At 58.8% G+C, this 20,645-nt stretch carries 18 protein-coding genes and 1 pseudogene; 7 read left to right on the top strand and 12 right to left on the bottom strand.

Features of this window, described 5'->3' with window-relative positions; genetic code table 11:
• Positions 1-28 precede the first annotated feature (28 nt).
• Positions 29-540, top strand: a pseudogene (locus tag AB4N76_RS12355) (dihydrofolate reductase).
• A gap of 124 nt (positions 541-664) precedes the next feature.
• On the opposite strand, the gene AB4N76_RS12350 reads toward AB4N76_RS12355, so the two are convergent.
• Positions 665-2,056, bottom strand: a complete 1,392-nt coding sequence (locus AB4N76_RS12350; protein WP_046032331.1) for an L-cystine transporter — start codon at positions 2,054-2,056, stop codon at positions 665-667.
• Positions 2,057-2,298: 242 nt separating this feature from the next.
• Here AB4N76_RS12350 and AB4N76_RS12345 point away from each other — a divergent pair, with 242 nt between their 5' ends.
• The gene (locus AB4N76_RS12345) at positions 2,299-3,354 is read left to right on the top strand and encodes an HAD family hydrolase (RefSeq protein WP_046032332.1); all 1,056 of its coding nucleotides are present in this window, start codon (positions 2,299-2,301) and stop codon (positions 3,352-3,354) included.
• 95 nt (positions 3,355-3,449) lie between these two features.
• Here the strand turns inward: AB4N76_RS12345 and ilvD are convergent, their stop codons facing one another.
• From ilvD to AB4N76_RS12320, 5 genes are all read right to left on the bottom strand, one after another.
• Positions 3,450-5,291, bottom strand: coding sequence for a dihydroxy-acid dehydratase (gene ilvD / locus AB4N76_RS12340; RefSeq protein WP_046032333.1), 1,842 nt, complete (start codon positions 5,289-5,291; stop codon positions 3,450-3,452).
• A gap of 258 nt (positions 5,292-5,549) precedes the next feature.
• On the bottom strand, positions 5,550-6,761 hold the full coding sequence (locus AB4N76_RS12335; protein WP_460164497.1) for an MFS transporter: 1,212 nt from the start codon (positions 6,759-6,761) through the stop codon (positions 5,550-5,552).
• Entirely contained in the window at positions 6,754-7,731 is a 978-nt protein-coding gene (locus AB4N76_RS12330) for a diiron oxygenase (protein ID WP_460164496.1), read from the bottom strand. The genes AB4N76_RS12335 and AB4N76_RS12330 overlap by 8 nt, the downstream gene beginning before the upstream one ends.
• Entirely contained in the window at positions 7,728-8,807 is a 1,080-nt protein-coding gene (locus AB4N76_RS12325; RefSeq protein WP_460164495.1) for a SagB family peptide dehydrogenase, read from the bottom strand. Before AB4N76_RS12325 ends, AB4N76_RS12330 begins: the two co-directional genes overlap by 4 nt.
• A gap of 424 nt (positions 8,808-9,231) precedes the next feature.
• Positions 9,232-10,428, bottom strand: a complete 1,197-nt coding sequence (locus tag AB4N76_RS12320; RefSeq protein WP_007945535.1) for a class I SAM-dependent rRNA methyltransferase — start codon at positions 10,426-10,428, stop codon at positions 9,232-9,234.
• Positions 10,429-10,657: 229 nt separating this feature from the next.
• On the opposite strand from AB4N76_RS12320, the gene AB4N76_RS12315 reads away from it, so the two are divergent.
• From AB4N76_RS12315 to AB4N76_RS12305, 3 genes are read left to right on the top strand one after another with little or no spacing between them, the layout of a single operon-like run.
• Entirely contained in the window at positions 10,658-11,473 is an 816-nt protein-coding gene (locus tag AB4N76_RS12315; RefSeq protein WP_177412231.1) for an HDOD domain-containing protein, read from the top strand.
• 28 nt (positions 11,474-11,501) lie between these two features.
• Positions 11,502-12,314, top strand: a complete 813-nt coding sequence (mutM, locus tag AB4N76_RS12310; protein WP_046032338.1) for a bifunctional DNA-formamidopyrimidine glycosylase/DNA-(apurinic or apyrimidinic site) lyase — start codon at positions 11,502-11,504, stop codon at positions 12,312-12,314.
• Positions 12,315-12,368: 54 nt separating this feature from the next.
• The gene (locus tag AB4N76_RS12305; protein WP_460164494.1) at positions 12,369-12,692 is read left to right on the top strand and encodes a multidrug transporter; all 324 of its coding nucleotides are present in this window, start codon (positions 12,369-12,371) and stop codon (positions 12,690-12,692) included.
• A 321-nt stretch (positions 12,693-13,013) separates the two neighbouring features.
• Here AB4N76_RS12305 and AB4N76_RS12300 read toward each other — a convergent pair whose 3' ends face one another.
• The 6 genes from AB4N76_RS12300 to AB4N76_RS12275 all read right to left on the bottom strand — a co-directional run bounded on the left by AB4N76_RS12300 (position 13,014) and on the right by AB4N76_RS12275 (position 18,919).
• On the bottom strand, positions 13,014-14,042 hold the full coding sequence (locus AB4N76_RS12300) for an IS110 family RNA-guided transposase (protein ID WP_460164493.1): 1,029 nt from the start codon (positions 14,040-14,042) through the stop codon (positions 13,014-13,016).
• Positions 14,043-14,185: 143 nt separating this feature from the next.
• Complete coding sequence (locus tag AB4N76_RS12295) at positions 14,186-14,437, bottom strand: YfhL family 4Fe-4S dicluster ferredoxin (protein WP_007945532.1); 252 nt, start codon at positions 14,435-14,437, stop codon at positions 14,186-14,188.
• Between the two features lie 102 nt (positions 14,438-14,539).
• Positions 14,540-15,019 carry a pantetheine-phosphate adenylyltransferase gene (gene coaD, locus AB4N76_RS12290; RefSeq protein ID WP_007945531.1) on the bottom strand — a complete coding sequence of 160 codons (480 nt, stop codon included), beginning with the start codon at positions 15,017-15,019 and terminating at the stop codon, positions 14,540-14,542.
• Positions 15,020-15,134: 115 nt separating this feature from the next.
• Positions 15,135-16,730, bottom strand: a complete 1,596-nt coding sequence (locus AB4N76_RS12285; RefSeq protein ID WP_460164492.1) for a GMC family oxidoreductase — start codon at positions 16,728-16,730, stop codon at positions 15,135-15,137.
• Positions 16,731-16,914: 184 nt separating this feature from the next.
• A complete protein-coding gene (locus tag AB4N76_RS12280) occupies positions 16,915-17,460 on the bottom strand; it encodes a twin-arginine translocation pathway signal protein (RefSeq protein ID WP_460164491.1) in 546 nt (181 codons plus the stop codon).
• Between the two features lie 28 nt (positions 17,461-17,488).
• Entirely contained in the window at positions 17,489-18,919 is a 1,431-nt protein-coding gene (locus tag AB4N76_RS12275) for a coniferyl aldehyde dehydrogenase (protein WP_109785640.1), read from the bottom strand.
• A gap of 165 nt (positions 18,920-19,084) precedes the next feature.
• Here AB4N76_RS12275 and AB4N76_RS12270 point away from each other — a divergent pair, with 165 nt between their 5' ends.
• Both AB4N76_RS12270 and AB4N76_RS12265 read left to right on the top strand, forming a co-directional pair.
• Complete coding sequence (locus AB4N76_RS12270) at positions 19,085-19,753, top strand: TetR/AcrR family transcriptional regulator (protein WP_046029693.1); 669 nt, start codon at positions 19,085-19,087, stop codon at positions 19,751-19,753.
• Between the two features lie 35 nt (positions 19,754-19,788).
• On the top strand, positions 19,789-20,643 hold the full coding sequence (locus AB4N76_RS12265) for a sulfurtransferase (protein ID WP_460164490.1): 855 nt from the start codon (positions 19,789-19,791) through the stop codon (positions 20,641-20,643).
• Positions 20,644-20,645 lie beyond the last annotated feature (2 nt).

Below are 20,645 nucleotides of genomic sequence, written 5' to 3'. Positions count from 1 at the left end.
TACGGATGGCTCTGGTATCCTCGCCGGCATGACTAAATCACTCCCCCTCAGCCTGATTGCAGCCCTCGGTGAAAACCGTGTAATCGGCGTCGACAACAGCATGCCCTGGCACTTGCCGGGGATTTCAAATACTTCAAGGCCACCACCCTCGGCAAGCCGATCATCATGGGTCGCAAGACCTGGGATTCGCTCGGACGACCGCTGCCGGGCCGGTTGAATATCGTGGTCAGTCGTCAGGTTGATCTGGTGTTGGAAGGCGCGGAAGTCTATCCATCGCTGGAAGCGGCCGTGGCTCGCGCCGAGGAATGGGCGAAAGAGCAGGGCGTCGATGAGCTGATGCTGATTGGCGGTGCGCAGTTGTATGCGCAGGGGATGGCTCAGGCTGACCGCTTGTATCTGACGCGCGTGGCGCTGAGCCCGGACGGGGATGCGTGGTTTCCGGAGTTTGATTTGAAGGAGTGGAAGTTGGTGTCGAACGTGCCGAATCCGGCCGAAGGCGACAAACCGGCGTACAACTTCGAGGTTTGGGAGAAGGCTTAAAAGCATCGCGAGCAAGCTCGGCTCCTACAGGGTTTTGAGGTGGAGCACACACCGTGTGAACACCACTGATCCCTGTGTAGGAGCCGGGCTTGCCCGCGATGGGGCCGGTCCTGTCGATGAAGATTTAAGCGTGAGCCAACGACCCATGCTCATCCGCATCCAGCAGCTCTTTATCCGTCTGCTGCATGATCTGGCTGGTGATCGCGCCCGCCGTCATCGACCCACTGACGTTCAACGCCGTGCGCCCCATATCGATCAGCGGCTCGACCGAAATCAGCAACGCCACCAGTGACACCGGCAAACCCATCGCCGGCAACACGATCAACGCGGCAAACGTCGCGCCACCACCGACACCCGCCACACCGGCCGAACTCAGCGTCACAATCGCCACCAGCGTCGCGATCCACAGCGGGTCCAGCGGGTTGATACCCACGGTCGGCGCCACCATCACCGCCAACATCGCCGGGTACAGACCGGCACAGCCATTCTGGCCAATGGTCGCGCCGAACGAAGCGGCGAAGCTGGCGATGGACTGCGGGATTCCCAGGCGGCTGGTCTGCGCTTCGATGCTCAATGGAATCGTCGCGGCGCTGGAACGGCTGGTGAAAGCAAACGTCAGCACCGGCCAGACCTTGCGGAAGAAACGCAGCGGGTTGATCCCGGCTGCCGACACCAGAAGGCCATGGACCACAAACATCAGGCCCAGGCCGATGTAGGACACCACTACAAAACTGCCGAGCTTGATGATGTCTTGCAGGTTGGAACCGGCGACCACTTTGGTCATCAGCGCCAATACACCGTACGGGGTCAGCTTCATCACCAACCGCACCAGGCGCATCACCCAGGCTTGCAGGGTGTCGATGGCGTTGATCACTTTCTGACCTTTTTCGACGTCATCCTTGAGCAATTGCAGGGCTGCGACGCCAAGGAACGCCGCAAAAATCACCACGCTGATGATCGAGGTCGGTTTGGCCCGGGCCAAGTCTGCAAACGGGTTTTGCGGAATGAACGAGAGCAACAGCTGCGGTACGTTCAGGTCGGCGACCTTGCCGGCGTAATCGGTCTGGATGGTTTGCAGGCGCGCCATTTCTTGCGTGCCGGCGATCAGGCCTTCGGCGGTCAGGCCAAACAGGTTGGTCAAACCGATGCCGATCAGCGCCGCAATCGCGGTGGTGAACAGCAGCGTGCCGATGGTCAGGAAGCTGATCTTGCCCAGCGATGATGCGTTGTGCAGACGGGCCACGGCGCTGAGGATCGAGGCGAACACCAGCGGGATCACGATCATTTGCAGCAGCTGCACATAACCGTTGCCGACCAGATCGATCCAGCCGATCGAGGCTTTCAGTACCGGATTGCCGGCACCGTAAACGGTGTGCAACGACACACCGAACACCACGCCCAGCACCAGCGCGAGCAAGACTTTTTTTGCCAGGCTCCAAGTGGTGTGACGGGTTTGTGCCAGCCCGAAGAGCAGGGCGAGGAACACCAGCAGATTGAGAATCAGCGGCAGATTCATAAGGACTCCAATAAGACTTGTGCTGGCTGCCTTCCCGGGCAGCTGCGAACCGGGAATCCTAACAGTTTGATATCTAATGAATTAATACCGAAAACAGAGGTTAACTGTCGTTTTTGGAATAAGCCGGTGTCGCTGTCAGGGATGCAGTTGGCGCGATGGGTACGGTAGCGGTCGCTGACAGACGAGGACTGTCACACTTATTTGTTAGCGTCGATGTCTTTCACATTCAGGGAGAGTCGTCGATGAAATTCATACCAAAAATACTGGCTGCAGCAATTTGCCTGGGCCTTGCCGGCCAGGTTTTCGCGACCGATTTGAAACACTGGCCTGCCGATCAGGCCAAGGCGCTGGACGCAATGATTGCCGCCAACGCCAACAAAGGTAACTACGCGGTGTTCGACATGGACAACACCAGTTACCGCTACGATCTGGAAGAGTCGTTGCTGCCGTACATGGAGAACAAGGGCCTGATCACCCGCGAGAAACTCGACCCCTCCCTGAAACTGATGCCCTTCAAAGACACTGCCGATCACAAGGAAAGCCTGTTCAGTTACTACTATCGCCTCTGCGAAGTCGACGACATGGTCTGCTATCCATGGGTCGCCCAAGTGTTCTCCGGCTTTACCCTCAAAGAACTCAAAGGCTATGTCGACGAGATGATGGCGTCCGGCAAACCGGTGCCGGCGACTTATTACGAAGGCGACGTGGTCAAGAATCTCGACGTCAACCCGCCGAAAATCTTCACTGGTCAGAAAGAGCTGTACAACAAGCTGATGGAGAACGGCATCGAGGTCTACGTAATGACCGCCGCCTCTGAAGAACTGGTGCGCATGGTCGCTTCCGATCCGAAGTACGGCTACAACGTCAAACCGCAGAACGTGATCGGCGTGAGCCTGCTGCTCAAGGACCCCAAGTCCGGCGAGTTGACCACTGCGCGCAAACAGATCACCGCGGGCAAATACGACGAGAAGGCTAACCTTGGTCTTGAACTGACCCCATACCTGTGGACCCCGGCAACCTGGATGGCCGGCAAGCAAGCCGCGATCCTGACCTACATCGATCAGTGGAAAAAGCCGGTGCTGGTCGGCGGCGACACCCCGAGCAGTGACGGTTACATGCTGTTCCATAGCGTCGACGTGAAAAAGGGCGGCATCCACTTGTGGGTCAACCGCAAAGACAAATACATGACCCAGATTAACGGCATGATGGCCACAAACGCTGCGGCCCAGGCCAAGGAAGGACTGGAAGTTACGGCGGACAAGAACTGGGTGATCGTCAAGCCTGAGGAAATTCAATAACACCGACGATGGGGCCGTTATGTTCAACCATTAAATCGGTCAGACAAAAAAATGCCCCGCACTTGGCGGGGCATTTTTATTTCTACGACTGACGTTTACAGACCGTCGAGCATTGCCTTGTTACGCACGGCACCCTTGTCGGCACTGGTCGCCAGCAGGGCGTAGGCTTTCAGGGCGGTGGTGACCTTGCGTGGACGTTTTTCCACAGGCTTCCAGCCTTTCTGATCCTGCTCGGCACGGCGCCCGGCCAGTTCTTCGTCGCTGACCAACAGGTTGATCGAACGGTTCGGAATGTCGATCAGCACCTTGTCGCCGTCCTGCACCAGACCAATCGCGCCGCCAGCAGCGGCTTCTGGCGAAGCGTGGCCGATGGACAGGCCCGAAGTGCCGCCAGAGAAGCGACCGTCGGTGAGCAGGGCGCAGGCTTTGCCCAGACCTTTGGATTTCAGGTAGGACGTCGGGTAAAGCATTTCCTGCATGCCTGGGCCGCCTTTCGGGCCTTCGTAACGAATGATCACGATGTCGCCGGCCTTCACTTCGTCAGCGAGGATGCCGCGCACGGCGCTGTCCTGGCTTTCGAAGATCTTCGCGTTGCCTTCGAAGACGTGGATCGATTCGTCGACGCCTGCGGTTTTCACCACACAGCCATCGAGCGCGATGTTGCCGTACAGGACGGCCAGGCCGCCTTCTTTCGAGTAAGCGTGTTCAACGCTACGGATACAGCCGTTTTCACGGTCGTCATCCAGGGTTTCCCAGCGGGTCGACTGGCTGAACGCGGTTTGCGTCGGAATACCTGCCGGGCCGGCCTTGAAGAAGTGATGCACCGCTTCATCGTTGGTCTGGGTGATGTCCCACTTGGCAATACCTTCAGCCAGGGTCTTGCTGTGCACGGTCGGCAGGTCGGTGTGCAGCAAACCGCCACGGGCCAGCGAGCCAAGGATGCTGAAGATCCCGCCGGCACGGTGCACGTCTTCCATGTGGTACTTCTGGATGTTCGGCGCGACCTTGCACAGTTGCGGAACGTGACGGGACAGACGGTCGATGTCGCGCAGGTCGAAATCGATCTCGGCTTCCTGGGCCGCAGCCAGCAAGTGCAGGATGGTGTTGGTGGAGCCGCCCATGGCGATGTCCAGCGTCATGGCGTTTTCGAACGCCTTGAAGTTGGCAATGTTGCGCGGCAAGACCGATTCGTCGTTCTCGCCGTAGTAACGCTTGCACAACTCGACGATGGTGCGACCGGCTTGCAGGAACAACTGCTCGCGGTCGCTGTGGGTGGCCAGGGTCGAACCGTTGCCCGGCAATGCCAGACCCAGGGCTTCGACCAGGCAGTTCATCGAGTTGGCGGTGAACATGCCGGAGCACGAACCGCACGTCGGGCAGGCGCTGCGCTCGTACTCAGCGACTTTCTCGTCAGAAGCGCTGGAGTCGGCGGCGATCACCATGGCATCGACGAGGTCGAGACCGTGGCTGGCCAGTTTGGTCTTGCCGGCTTCCATCGGGCCGCCGGAAACGAAGATCACCGGGATATTCAGGCGCAGAGAGGCCATCAACATGCCAGGGGTGATCTTGTCGCAGTTGGAAATGCAGACGATGGCGTCGGCGCAGTGGGCGTTGACCATGTACTCGACGGAGTCGGCGATGATCTCGCGGCTCGGCAGCGAATACAGCATGCCGTCATGACCCATGGCGATGCCGTCATCGACAGCGATGGTGTTGAATTCTTTGGCGACACCGCCAGCGCGTTCGATTTCGCGGGCGACCAGTTGACCCAGGTCCTTGAGGTGGACATGACCAGGTACGAACTGGGTGAAGGAGTTGGCAATGGCGATGATCGGCTTTTTGAAGTCGTCATCTTTCATCCCCGTGGCGCGCCACAATGCGCGGGCACCGGCCATGTTGCGGCCATGGGTGGATGTTTTCGAGCGGTAATCAGGCATGAAGCACTCCGGGCGGCTAATCAGGTATCAAAAGGGAAGTGAGCTTCTATTGACGTCTGGAACACTCAGAAATGGCCGTGTGTCCGGAAGTTGCCGATAACTTTGCGGGATCGCCGCGCGCTTCAGCTTGAGCTCATAAACCCGCCGGGGGATGACTGGCGATGAATGTCGCGATTCTACACGGCTGGCGTCAGGAGGGAATGCCGGCAAGCGTTGATCCCGTGCTGACGGAGCGGGCGAGATGACGACTGGCACGTATCACCCGGTATTGAGTGCCTGTTGCGTCTTGTAGTTGATGACTGCGTTCACCCCAAGTCCTGTAACGCTCAGTGCCAGGAAACCAAGGGCCAGAGCCGTGGTCAGGTTTTCGGGCGTCAGGTTGATCACCGAGCTGATGACGCCGCCGAACATGAACATCAGCATGGCCCCGACCGAAGTGGAGGCCCCGGCATTCTCCGGGTGAAGACTCATCGCTTTGGAATTGGCGATTGGCCTGGCGATGGTGGTGCCGACGGTGCAAACCAGCATCGAAATCAACACCGTCGCCGCTGAAAGACTGAAGTGGCGAGTCAGCCACAGCATGATTGCGCCAGACACGGCGATCAGGCCCAGGCCGATAATGATCTGGGTGTTGGCTTGCAGGTATCGATGCAGCACGCTGGCTAATACCCCGCCCAATACGTACGCGACGCCATACAGCAGCAACGCACAGGCGAACTCATACGGTGAGAGCGCCAGGCGTTCCATGAAAATGATGGGCGAAGAAACCATGAACGAAAAATGGCAGGCGAAGGCGAGCGCCGAAATCAACCAGTACCCCATGAAACGTCCATCCGAGCACAAGCGCCAATAAGCATTGAAAAACCCTGTGTGGGATGGCTTGCGCACTGGTGGAGTGTCCTTGAGTAGCCAATAGGCGCCGTACCCGGCAACACTCGACAGAGCAATGAATACATAGAAACTGCCTTGCCAGCCAAGGCACGATTGCAGCCAGGTCCCCAACAGGGGCGAAACTGAAATGAACACTCCGCCCCCTGTCACCATCCAGATCCTGATGCGCTCCCGTTCACGACCGACGAACAGATCCTGAATCAGTGCCTGCGACAATGAAAATGCCCCGCAACCCATTGCCTGAACCATGCGAAATCCCAGGAACCAGCGGTAGTCGCTGGCGAACACGCAGCCAACCGCTCCAATAGCCGCGACAGCCATGCCTCCCAGCAGCAGCGTCTTGCGTCCCCACACATCCGATATTGGCCCGACCAGCATCACAGACAGTGCCAGACTGATGGCAAACACGCTGACAGACAGGGAAATCCCGGACGGTGAGGTCTGAAAGTAATCAGCCAGATGGGGGAAGGACGGGAGCACGACGTCGAGGGGGAAGACACCCAGCAGCGTCATGGTCATCAACAGCGTGACGGTGGCCCGACGTTTCTTGACGCTGGCCGCATCGTTTCCTTTATTCATCAAGAAGCCCGGCGCGGGTGAAGAGTTTCCGGTTGCAAGGCCGATCGAAGAAACCGGCTTTTTCCAAGGCGCCCAGGGTGGCGCTGGCCCCCGAGCGGGCGCGTTGCAGGGTGGCTTGCGCGTCGGACAGCCCTTCGATGATTTCCAGGCAGGCTGTCTCGCTGAGACCGACAAAGCGAAGGCTCGACTTCAGCCAACGCTCATCGACTTCAAAGAAAACCCGAATGAGCTCCGGCAGCAGACTCGCGCAGAACATCCGTTGCGCGCTGTTCAAGTGCAGCCACAGATAATGGAAAACTTCGCAGAAATAGCGACTGTGTCGTGCCTCGTCGGCAAGGTGATCCCTGAGCATTTCCTGAACGCCATCCACCAAGGCGTCGCGACAGATGTCGAGCAGATCCTTGGCGATGATCGTCTCGGAGACGAAGCCGGCGAGGAACCAGGCCAGTGATTTGTGCCTGTCCGGTGTGCGCTCGAGCAGGGCCTGCAGGCGGATGATTCGCTGCGGCATGACGGGCCGGTCGAACATGCCGTAGAACGCGGCAATCTGTTCGGCGAGGCTATTGGAAACGAGGGCGTGATACCCCTCGTCGGTGTAGAGCTGCAGTGCGGCGTTTTTCATCCGCCGGGGAATGCACACACCGAGGTCGTCATGGACGATGGTTTCGACAGATCGATTGACGATGCGGTGTTCGAGCAGGGTGGTGTAGTCGAGGAAGTACACCAGATGATTGGCCGATAATCGATGAGTGATCGCCCGCCCTGCGGCTTTGACGGACGGGTGATTCAAATAAGGCAGGAAGGCTGGCGGGAACCAATGCCGGGTTTGCAGTTGCTGCTCAATCTCCGGCGGCAATAAATAGGTGTGCTTACTGGTTCGCACTGCGGCGCGGTTATCCCAGTCGCCGAGGGTGAAGCGATCAGCCCAGCCGGTGGGAAGTGTTGCCTGTTCATGGCGCGAGTCGGTCATGATGGCGAGTCCTGACGGCTCAGCAGCGCTTTCAATTCCTTGCACAGCGCCTCCCCGTCGCTCTTGCCACAACCGACAAAAAACAAGGGCTGTTCGGGGTTGTCATTGAGTCCCAGCAGCGTTTCAACCTGATCGTCCGTCAGCGCTCCGGTCAACCAGGTGTTCAGGCCCAGCGAGGTGGCCACCAGCTGGAAGGTCTGGGAAATGTGCCCGGCTTCAACGTAGGCCATTCGATACGCGCGCGAGTGTTCATATTTCCACCACAACTTGTCGAACCGACTGGTGATGAACAGACCCACTGGCAGGTTATTAATGAAGTGTTGCCCGCACAGCAATTGCCCCAACGGTCGGCCGGGCAGTGGATTGACGAATCTCAGCGCATGTCCGCTTGGAAGGTAGGCATAGAGCCCGGGATTCAGGCCAATGACATTCTGTACCAGCAGGAAACCTTCGCAGGCGTTGAGCCCACCCCCGGATGGACTGGTACGTCGGGCGCCCAGCCCTTCGACACAGTTTTCGTCGATGGCATCTTCACGTTCTCGCAGGTAGCCCAGGGACAGGTATAGCAGCGTGCTGACCACCTCAAGTGAGAGGGCATCCCCGGTGAAGGTACGGCAGGTTTTCCGATCGATCAGGGTGTTTGCCAGAGAGCCTTCCGGCAGGCATGAAGGTTTCGGCAGCTCAATCAGTTCGCCTGCCAGACGTTCGACAAGCCTGTTGTCGGGAGCCGGTGTGGCCAACACTTCGCTGCAATGGTCCAGATACTCTCTGGACCATTCATGAATATTTTGTGGAGTATGTTTGCAGGGAATGTTCTTGGTGCCGATATGGAATATTTTCGACAGTTCATCCCAGCCCCATTCAATAATGGCGGGTGTTGAAAGTGTAAGTATTCCTGCGTCAAGAAGTTGTGTGTCTATTCTGTTGCTGCTATTGAATTTGCCCGGGTTGCTGATAAGTTCTGCAAGTCGGGTTGAATGCTCAAGATCCAGTTCGTATTGTTTGTGGTTTTTGTAGTCCCAAACTATTTGTCCGGGCGTGCGCGGGAGTATGAAGAGATGAGGGTTTATCTGCATGATAGGCGTTTTGCTCTGGAGTTTTTCATAAAGAACGCTGGGTAGCCGGCACTCCCCAGCGCTTCATTTACTTAGCGGTTTTTTGGGGCAACCAGAAAAGACAGATTGGCGATGCTGTTAGCTTCCAGAGTAATTGCTTTCATGTTTTGAATTCCTTGTCATTGATAGTGAGTGTCACTTCTGTGTGACAACTTAATCATAGTTGTTAATGAGTCCTTATCAAGGGGAGATTGAGTAGGAAGGTTCTAGTAGTTTTGTCAGATCAGTCGCGGGTAAGGCGGGATTTTGTAAGGCGTATTCTCTGAAATAAAAAATGCGGAGAAACGTCCTGCAAGTCGCACGGATTGCAAGTGTAGGAAGTTGTAAGTTTGAATATCGAATAATAGAACGGGGAACCGAGTGGTTCCCCGTCAAACCGGCCTTATCAGCTGTTTGGCAGCAGGCGGCAGGTGATGCTTTTGATGTAGCGGGTTTCGGCGATGGCCGGGTGAACCGGGTGGTCCGGACCCTGAGCGCCACGCTCCAGCAGCTGGATGTTGCGGTCCAGGTGGCGGGCGCTGGTCAGCAGGATGTTTTGCAGGTCGTCTTCGGGCAGGTGCATCGAGCACGAAGCGCTCACCAGGATGCCGTCCTTGCTGAGCAGGCGCATGGCTTGCTCGTTCAGGCGACGATAGGCGCCTTCGCCATTTTTCATGTCTTTCTTGCGCTTGATGAATGCCGGAGGGTCGGCCACGATCACGTCGAAACGCTCTTCGCTGGCTTTCAACTCTTTCAGGGCTTCGAACACGTCGCCTTCAATGCAGGTCATTTTGTCGGCGAAACCGTTCAGCGCGGCGTTGCGCTCGACGCCGTCGAGGGCGAAGGCTGACGCATCGACGCAGAACACTTCACTGGCGCCGAACGCGGCCGCTTGCACGCCCCATCCGCCGATGTAGCTGTAGAGGTCCAGCACGCGTTTGCCTTTGGCATACGGGGCCAGGCGAGCGCGGTTCATGCGGTGGTCGTAGAACCAGCCGGTTTTCTGGCCTTGCATGACCGGCGCTTCGAATTTCACGCCGTTTTCTTCCAGCGCCACCCACTCCGGCACCAGACCGAACACGGTTTCGACGTAGCGGTTGAGGCCTTCGGCATCACGGGCAGCGGAGTCGTTCTTGAACAGAATGCCGCTTGGCTTGAGCACTTGGGTCAACGCGGCGATCACGTCTTCTTTATGAGCTTCCATGGTCGCCGAGGCGATCTGCACCACGAGGATGTCGCCAAAACGGTCGACCACCAGACCCGGCAGCAGGTCGGAATCACCGTAGACGAGGCGATAGAACGGCTTGTCAAACAGACGATCGCGCAGCGACAGGGCGACGTTGATACGGTGAACGAGCAACGACTTGTCCAGCGGCAACTTGATGTCACGCGACAGCAGGCGGGCGCAGATCAGGTTGTTCGGGCTCATGGCCACGATGCCCAGCGGCTTGCCGCCGGCTGCTTCGAGGATCGCCTGATCGCCGGCCTTGAAACCGTGCAAAGGCGTGGCGGCTACATCGATTTCGTTGCTGTAGACCCACAAGTGGCCGTTGCGCAGGCGACGGTCGGCGTTGGCTTTGAGGCGCAGGCTAGGCAGGGACATGACGTCGCTCCGGAAAAAGAGCGGGAGTATAGCGTGTTGCGCAAGGCCACGGTTTGGCGGATGGACATGCGGTGAAGGTCGCGGCTGAAGATGAAACTTCAACAGATGGACCGTCCAAGGTGTCGGATCCAACTTTTAGAAGCTAGAATCTGCGCCTGGCCCAGAGTGTGTACTTATGTCCCAAGAGCTGACTACCGAACAGATTCAACAGTCCCTGCAAGGCATCAGCGTGCCCGCCCAGCCGCAAATCATGGTGGATTTGCAGATGGAGCAGTACATGCCCGACCCGGACCTGGAAGTGATCGCGAAGCTGATCTCCCAGGACCCGGGCCTCTCTGGCTCCTTGTTGAAAATCGTCAACTCGCCGTATTACGGCTTGAGCAACAAGATCACCTCGATCCAGCGTGCGGTGAACCTGCTGGGCAGTCGTTCAATCATCAACCTGATCAACGCGCAGTCGATCAAGGGTGAGATGAATGACGACACCATCGTTACCTTGAACCGTTTCTGGGACACGGCTCAAGACGTGGCGATGACCTGCCTGACGCTGGCCAAGCGCATTGGTGCGCAGGCCGGCGATGAAGCGTATGCCCTGGGGTTGTTCCACGATTGTGGCGTGCCGTTGATGCTTCAGCGTTTCCCTGAGTACATGACCGTGCTCGAACAGGCTTACGCCAATGCCGGCCCCGAGTGCCGAGTGGTGGACACCGAGAACCGGGTGTTCAACACCAACCACGCCGTGGTCGGCTACTACACTGCCAAGTCCTGGCGTCTGCCGGACCATGTGACCGCCGCTATCGCCAATCACCACAACGCGTTGGCGATCTTCAGCGATGAGTCGTCGCGCAATGCCCAGCTCAAGAACCTGCTGGCGATCCTGAAGATGGCCGAGCACATTTGTGCGTCCTACCGGGTGTTGGGCAACCAGACCGAAGACCACGAATGGAACAGCATCGGGCATCTGGTGCTCGACTATGTCGGCCTCTCGGACTACGACTTCGAGACGCTCAAGCAAACGATTCGCGACCTTGGCACTCACCGCTGAGTGTTGGATACCCTGATTCGAGTGCGCCATGCCTGAACTGCCAGAAGTCGAAACCACCCGCCGCGGGATTGCGCCGTACCTGGAAGGCCAGCGGGTCTGCCGGGTGATCGTGCGTGACCGGCGTTTGCGCTGGCCGATTCCCGAAGACCTCGATGTGCGCTTGTCCGGGCAGCGCATCGTGCTGGTGGAACGGCGTGCCAAGTACCTGCTGATCAATGCCGAAGTCGGCACACTGATCAGCCATTTGGGCATGTCGGGGAATTTACGCTTGGTGGAAGCCGGACTGCCGGCGGCCAAGCACGAGCATGTGGATATCGAGCTGGAGTCCGGGCTGGCGCTACGTTACACCGACCCGCGCCGGTTTGGCGCAATGCTCTGGAGCCTCGACCCGCTTAACCACGAATTGTTGATTCGCCTGGGGCCGGAGCCGTTGACCGACCTGTTCGACGGCGAACGCCTGTTCCAGCAGTCGCGCGGGCGATCCATGGCGGTCAAGCCGTTCATCATGGATAACGCAGTGGTGGTGGGTGTCGGCAATATCTACGCGACTGAAGCGCTGTTCGCCGCCGGCATCGATCCGCGCCGCGAAGCCAAAAGCATCTCCCGGGCGCGATATTTGAAACTGGCGATCGAGATCAAACGCATCCTCGCCGCGGCCATCGAGCGTGGCGGCACCACCCTGCGCGACTTCATCGGGGGTGACGGTCAGCCGGGTTACTTCCAGCAGGAACTGTTTGTGTACGGTCGAGGCCATGAGCCCTGCAAGGTCTGCGGTACAGAACTGCGGGATGTGAAGCTCGGCCAGCGCGCCAGCGTCTTTTGCCCACGCTGTCAGAGCTGAAAAACCCCACGGTCTATAGTCAGTGTTCTCACTGCCTCGCATAAGGACCGTGCCATGAGTCTTTTTCGAACCCTTGCCGTTGTTTTGCTGTTGAGCGTGAGTACCTCCGCGCTGGCGGCCAGCAGTGGCAGTGGCGATCCGCTCTACACCATCCACAATCCTCCGGCGTACGCCATGATCGGTGATTTGCTGATTGCCCGACCTTTGTTGGTCGTCGCGACGGTGATCGGTGCGGGCGTGTTTGTGGTGTCTTTGCCGTTTACCGCGCTGGGTGGCGGGGTGGGCGATGCGGGACAGGCGTTGGTCGTTGATCCGGCGAAAGCCGCATTCGTGCGATGCCTGGGGTGTATCGGGGAGGGGTTTGAGCAGCAGGAATGAAGGCTGTGGGTTTTTCCGTGTGGCTGATGGCCTCATCGTCGGAACGCCGCCCGGAGCAAGCTCGGCTCCTACATCTATGGTTACCCCCTTTTCTGCAATACTGTTTTTGATGTCGTGTTTGGCTTGCTTTCATCTATCCGGCGTCTGAGTGGGGCTGTCACCCCGCGCCTCGATGAGAATCGATGCCCAACGACCCTAATTAGTTGAACGGCCTTACAGCCGTGTAGGAGCTCAGGGTTGTCGTCAGGCCGGTTGGCCGTTCACGTCATCAGTTATCCAGCATCGCAAAACCAGGTGGGTGGTGCTCGGGTGACAGCGGGGTCAGGCGTTCATCGCGGCTGGCCCCGCATCGAATTCAGTGTGGTGTGCGGCTATCGCCCAGGCGATTCTTGCCAGCTTGTTGGCCAGCGCGCAGACCACGAGATTGGAGTGGTGGCGAGTGGCTAATAGTTGGCGGACCCAGTCCGCCAGGGCACCTTTCTGTCGTTCCAGCTGTATCAAGTAAACCCGGGCGCACTGGATGAGCAGGCGCCTCTGATTTCGATCGCCGCGCTTGCTGATGCCCAGCAACACGATCTTGTCGCCCGTGCCGTGCTGTTTGGGTACCAGCCCGATCGACGCCGCATAACCTCGGCCGCATTTGAACTGTTTGCCATCGCCCAACTCGGCAGCCAGGGCGCTGGAGGTGATCGGGCCGACGCATGGCATGGTCATCAAACGAGCCGCCAGATCATCTTCAGCGGCCCGGCATTCCACCTCCTTGTCCAGCGCTTTGACCTTCCCATCCAGATAGTTGAAGTGCTCATGCAGCCCCATCAGAATTTTTTTGATGGAGCCGGAAAATGAACTCATCTCAAGCAACGCTGGAAGTTCTTTGATGGATTTGAAGCCGGGAGCCAGGCTGATACCCACCTCCAGCAGGGCGGCGTGAATGCGATTGACAGTGGCGGTACGGTCTTTGATGAAGGCATCGCGGGTGGAGTTGAGCATCGCCAGCGCCTGCTGAGCCTGGGTTTTGGGGGGCACGAAGCGCATTGTGGGGCGAGACGCCGCCTCGCAGATCGCTTCGGCATCAGCGAAGTCGTTCTTGTTGCTTTTCACGTAAGGGCGTACCAGATGTGGCGCAATAAGCTTGGGCGTATGCCCCAGCTTGGCGACCTCCTGTGCCATGAAGTGGGCACCGCCACAGGCTTCCATCACGACGGTGCAGGGCTCCAGTTTCGCCAGATATTGGGTGAGCGCTGCCCGCGTAAACTTTTTGCGGTGAACCTCGTGGCCGCGATCATCTTGGGCATGCAGATGAAAGGAGTGTTTTCCGAGGTCGATGGCGGCAATAGCTACGTTGTTCATGGCAATGATCTCCGATGAGCCCCCTGTGAAAGCTCAGTGGGCGATCACAGGGGGCAGCGGGGGTAGCCATTTCATTAGTTGATCGCGTGAATCTGTAGGAGCCGAGCTTGCTCGCGATGGCGGCATGGCAGGCAGAAAAAATCTCAAGCCTTGCCAGTAATCTTCCGGTACTTCTCCATCAACTCGTCTTCAGTCTCCGGATGCGCTTCGTCCAGCGGAATGCAATCCACCGGGCACACTTGCTGGCACTGAGGTTCGTCGTAGTGGCCGACGCACTGTGTGCACAGGTTCGGGTCGATCACGTAGATCTCTTCGCCTTGGGAAATAGCGGCGTTCGGGCACTCGGGTTCGCAGACGTCGCAGTTGATGCAATCGTCGGTGATGATCAGGGACATGCTAACTCCAGCCAGGGCGACAGGCCCGGGCGCAATAAACCAATGCGCACAATTGTGCCGCATTGGCGCCCGCAGTGCACGCAGGCGCCGATTCAGCGGTCGTTACTTCTTGAAGCGCTCGGTGAGGGCATCCGCCACCGCAGGGTGGACGAACTTGGTGATATCGCCGCCAAGCGCTGCGATTTCACGGACCAGCGTCGAGGAAATGAACGAATAACGCTCGGACGGTGTAAGAAACAGGCTTTCTACATCCGGCGCCAGTTGACGGTTCATGTTGGCCAGCTGGAATTCGTATTCAAAGTCCGACACCGCGCGCAAGCCACGCAGGAACACGTTGGCGTTCTTCTCTTTGGCGAAGTGCGCGAGCAGCGTCGAGAAACCGACGACTTCAACGTTCGGAAGATGTTTTGTGACCTCGCGGGCCAGCTCCACACGTTGCTCCAGAGGAAACAACGGGTTTTTCTTCGGGCTGGCGGCGACGGCAATGATGACATGATCGAACAGGCGCGCGGCGCGTTCGACCAAGTCGCCATGGCCCTTGGTAATAGGGTCGAAGGTACCTGGGTACAACACTCGGTTCATCGCGTCGTCCTGGCGGGAGTCCGTTGGGGAGTCGGATGGTATCGCAGCCTTCCCGGTCGGCCAAGTCGCCTGTTGGGTAAGAAAGCACTATAGACGATACGAATATTCTCCATTCTTATGGGTTTTTCAAACGTTCGGCCAGCGAAGTGGCCAATTGCGCTGTCAGCCCATAGACCGACAATTGCGGGTTCGCACCAATGCTGGTGGGAAACAGTGAGCCATCATGGATCGACAGATTGCTCAGCTGATGATGACGGCCAAGGCTGTCGGTCACGGCGTTTTTCGGATCTTCGCCCATCGCGCAACCGCCCATCACATGGGCACTGCCCAGGCGTGTGCGATACAGCTCAAGACTCAAGCCATCGATCAGCGTGCGTGCTTCAGCCAGGGTTTTCACGTAGCGAGCGTCGGCGTGCATGGGCATGACCGCACTGGCGCCGCCGGCAAACTGGATCTCGGCCATGCTGTGAAAGGCTCGGCGCAGGCCCTCCCAGGCATAGGGCGAGACCTGATAGTCGAGCACCGGCGTATTGTCGCCGCGCAGCTCGACGCTACCGCCGGTGCTCTCTGGATGAAAACCGTCGCGCAACAGCGCCAACATCGCATGGGTATGGGGCAGGTGCTCCATGTGCTGGGCGTTTTCCGTGCCGAAACCACCAAGCAGGGTCGTCGCCAGCGCCGGGTGCAGCGGCGGGACTTCAAGTTTGTAGGACATCTTGCCGGTGGTGCCGTCCTGCCATTGGAAATGGTCGGAATAGATCGACTGGGGCGCGCCGTAGAACGGGTTGACCACCTCGTCGAACAAGGCGGCGGACATGTTCACCAAATGCAAAAACGTCCGTTTGCCCAGGTGTTTATGGGGATCGGGCGCGTCGGAACGCAGGAGCAGCGCCGGGCTGTTGATGCCGCCGCCGGCCAATACGTAATGCCGCGCCTTGACCGTGATCGTGCGTCCGGTCGGCGCAACGCAACGGTCATCCATCGCAACGCACTGCAAGCCGGTGACTTTGCCGTCCTTGATCGATAGCTGTTGCGCGCGGGCCAGGTACAACAGCTCACCACCTTTTTCCAGCGTGGCGGGAATGGTCGTGACCAGCATCGATTGCTTGGCGTTGGTCGGGCAGCCCATGCCGCAATAGCCCAGGTTCCAGCAGCCACGCACGTTGCGCGGAATGACGTGCCAGCTGTAACCGAGTTTTTCACAGCCTTTGCGGATCACATCGTTGTTGGCGTTGGGCGGCACCCTCCACGGTGCGACACCGAGGCGTTGTTCCATTTTCTCGAACCACGGCGCCATTTCGGCGGGGGAGTGGCCTTTGACATCGTGCTCCTTGGCCCAGTGTTCGAGCGTCGGGGTCGGCGTGCGAAAGCTCGACGTCCAGTTGATCAGCGTGGTGCCGCCCACGGCCCGGCCCTGGAGGATGGTGATCGCGCCATCCTTGCTCATGCGCCCGATGCCTTCCTGATAGAGGCTGGTGTAGGCCTGGTCTTCGAGCATCTTGAAGTCGCTGCTGGTCTTGAGCGGGCCCTCTTCGATCAGCAGCACTTTGTAGCCGGCCGCACTGAGGATTTCAGCCGTGGTACCACCGCCGGCACCGCTGCCGATGATCGCCACATCCGCTTCGAGGGTCAGGTCTTGGGTCAGTTGCGAGCCATTGTAGGTTTTCCAGCCACGGGACAGGCCTTCTCGGAACGGATCGGGTACAGGCATCTTCAAGTTCTCTTTTTATTTTGTTTTTGGTGGTGAGGCGACTGGCGCCATCGTCGGAATGCCGCCCAGACCAAGCCCGGCTCCCACAGGATTTGAGGTGGGCCACCCTTTTATGAACGACTCAAACCCCTGTGGGAGCCGGGCTTGGTCTGGGCGGCATTCCGACGATGGGGGCGCCTCGGTCTCAAACGGCAGGCGGCCCGGGATATCCGCAATGCACCCACGACTCCGCCCGGCTGTACCACGCCATCATCACCAGTTGCAGCAATGAGCTATGCCCCATGCGCAACAAGCTCAATGAACTGTTTTCCCAACGATCGAGAAAATGCCGGATCTCTTCGCTGCTGGCGTTTTCCCAACTGCCCCAGATGCCGGTCAGCGGGCCGCGCGTCACCGTCATTCCCAGCACATCGAACAATTGCTGGGTCAGCTTGAGCATTTCCGGCGACAGGTGATTCAAGGCGTTATCCAGGCAGTGCAAGGTCTCTTCAACCGATGCCGGCATTTTCCCGGCGGCGACGCTGCCCTCGAGCATCACCGGGATCAGTGCGCGCAAAAACAGCAGGTCGCCGCTGCGCAGGGTCACGAAGCCGTTCGCCGCAACACTCGACGAGCAGCCGCTGAGGCTCGCACCCAGTCCGGCGGTGGCGAGAAAGGCGGTGGCGCCGAGGCTGAATTTCAGCAGGCCGCGCCGTGACAGCGCGGGTGTATCGGTCAGGCTTGGGCTCATTATTGTTTTTACCCGGTGGTGGCGATCGTTAGCGGATGAACAGTTTCTGGATCAGTTTTTGAATGGACTTTCCGTACGGCGGGTAGATCAGTTTTGCCGCGTTGAATCGCTGCTTGATCAGTACACCTTTGGCCTTACTGAAGGTCAGGAAGCCTTCGTGGCCGTGGTAATGGCCCATGCCCGAAGCGCCGATACCGCCAAACGGCATGTCGTCTTGGGCGACATGGAGCAGGGTGTCATTGAGGCAAACCCCGCCGGAATGGGTTTCGTGGAGCACACGGTTTTGTTCACGCTTGTCGTAGCCGAAGTAGTACAGCGCCAGTGGGCGAGGGCGTTGGTTGATGTAGGCAAACGCCTCGTCCAGATGCTTGTACGGCACGATCGGCAGCAGCGGGCCGAAGATTTCGTCCTGCATCACCGTCATGTCGTCGGTGACATTGAGCAGCAGGCTGTGGCTCATGCGACGGCCCTGACCTTGATCGAACAGCGGGATCAGCAGCGCACCTTTGCTGGTGGCATCGCTGACGTAGCCGTTGAGGCGCGCCAGTTGCCGCTCGTTGATGATGGCGGTGTAGTCCGGGTTGTCAGCCAGTGTCGGATAAAAACCGCGAACCACCTGGCGATAGGCTTCGACAAACCCGCCCACGCGGTCTTCCGGCACCAGTACGTAGTCCGGGGCCACGCAGGTTTGCCCGGCGTTCAGGGTTTTGCCGAAGGCGATGCGTTCGGCGGCGTCTTTGAGGGGCACGTCGTGGGACACGATGGCCGGGGACTTGCCGCCGAGTTCGAGGGTGACCGGGGTGAGGTTCTCGGCCGCCGCACGCATCACGTGTTTGCCGATGCTGGTGGCACCGGTGAACAGCAGGTGATCGAAACGCAGGCGGGAGAATGCGACGCCGACATCGGCTTCGCCCAGCACCACGCAGACCAGGTCCTGAGGGAAGATCCGGGCGAACAGTTCCTTGAGCAGTGCGCCGGTGGCGGGGGTTGATTCGCTGAGTTTGAGCATCACTCGGTTACCGGCCGACAGCGCGCCTACCAATGGACCGATGGCCAGGTACAACGGGTAGTTCCAGGGCACGATCACACCCACCACGCCCAGCGGTTGGTACACCACTTTGGCCGCCGCCGGCTGGAAAGCGATGCCCACTTTACGTCGCGAGGCCTTCATCCAGCCCTTGAGGTGCTGGCTGGCGTAATGGATGCCGTGAAGGCTGGGCATCAGTTCAGCGAGCAGGGTTTCGTCAGCGCTGCGGTGGCTGAAATCCTGGCTGATGGCCTCGATCAAGGCCTGACGTTCGCTGCTCAACAGATCGCGCAGGGCCTTCAGCCATTGCTGGCGCTGGGCGGCCGGCGGCATCGGGTTGGCGGCGTAAGCTGCGCGTTGCGCGTCGAACAGTGCCTGCATTTCTTCCAGAGGCTGATTCAAGCTCTGGAGGTAGGCGATGTCAGCAGTCATGATCGGCTCCGGATTTATTGTAGTGAGGCACTTTTTATTGTAGTGAGGCACTTTTTAGAGTCTATGCTCTATAAAGTCAAATGACATCTTGCGCGGGGTTGTTTCATCCGCTTGCGGATAGGTCGTAAGATGCCCGTCATCGCACTCTGAATTAAAGCTCAAGCCATGGCCCCTCGGATCAAAACCAGCGAGCGCATCGTGCAGAACAGCCTGGAGCTGTTCAATCAGCAGGGTGAGCGCAGCATCAGCACCAACCACATTGCCGCCCACATGGAAATTTCACCGGGCAACCTGTACTACCACTTCCCCAACAAGCAGGCGATCATCGCCGTGTTGTTCAGTGAGTACGAAAGCCTGGTGGACAGCTTCCTGCGCCCCCCTCAGGGTCGCGCGTCTACGGTCGAGGACAAGCGCTTCTACCTTCAGGAGCTGCTGGCGGCCATGTGGCGCTACCGGTTTTTGCATCGCGACCTCGAGCACTTGCTCGACAGCGATCCCGAACTGGCGGCCCGGTACCGACGGTTTTCCCAGCGCTGCCTGATTCATGGCACGCACATCTACGCGGCCTTCGTCGAGGCCGGCATCCTGCAAATGGACAAGGTTCAGATTGAGTCCCTGACGCTCAATGCGTGGATCATCCTGACGTCCTGGGTGCGGTTTCTGTGCACCACGCGGGAGAATTCCAACCACCTGAGCGAGCAGGCCATCAAACGGGGTGTGTATCAGGTGCTGGTGCTTGAGGCCGGGTTTGTCACGGATCAATCCCGCGACGCGGTCAATGCACTCTGCGAAGAGTTTTATGTGCCGTTGGCCCAGGCACTGGAAGAAGTGTAGTAGGACTCAATTCGACTTAATCACTGGAGCCCGTTATGCCCATTGCGCAACTGATCAGCCCGCAAGCACTGGACCTGAAAAAGGAGCAGTCGGGGCTGGTGATTCTGGATTGTCGTTTTGCCCTCGAAGACCCGGACTATGGCCAGCGTAGCTATGCCGAAGGGCACATCGCCGGGTCGAGCTTTGCCGATCTGGAACGTGATTTGAGTGGTGTTGTGGTCAAGGGGGTCACCGGGCGTCATCCCTTGCCCAAACCTGAAGACTTGATCGAACGCCTGCAAGCCTGGGGCATCAACGCTGACAGTGAAGTGGTTTTGTATGATGACGGTCCGGGTGCCTACGCGGCACGGGCCTGGTGGTTGCTGGCATGGCTGGGCAAGCGTGATGGCGTGTTCATTCTGGATGGCGGGCTCAAGGCCTGGCACGCGGCGGGGTTGCCGCTGAGCCTGGATGCGTGCGAGAGCAAGCGGGGCACCTTCACCGGTGTGCCGGACAACGCGTTGACCCTGAATGCGCAACAACTTCTGCAACGTCTCGGCCAGCCTGCGCTGACCTTGCTGGATGCCCGTGGCTTGCCGCGTTTCAAAGGCGAAGTTGAGCCTATCGATCCGATTGCCGGGCATATTCCGGGTGCGCAATGTGCAGCCTTTACCGACAACCTTGGCGCCGATGGGCGATTCCTGCCGGCGGATCAGCTCAAGCAGCGTTTTGCCGCAAAACTTGCCGATCGCTCGCCGAACGATCTGGTGGCGTACTGCGGTTCAGGCGTAACGGCGTGCCACAACCTGTTTGCGCTGTGCCTGGCGGGTTATCCGTTGGGGACGTTGTATGCCGGATCGTGGAGCGAGTGGATCAACGATCCTGCGCGGGGCGTTGCTACCGGCGAATAAAC

It is taken from the genome of Pseudomonas sp. S2_F03 (assembly GCF_054668335.1).
Note: the sequence above shows the minus strand (reverse complement) of the source record. Positions and strands in the feature narration are given on the sequence as shown.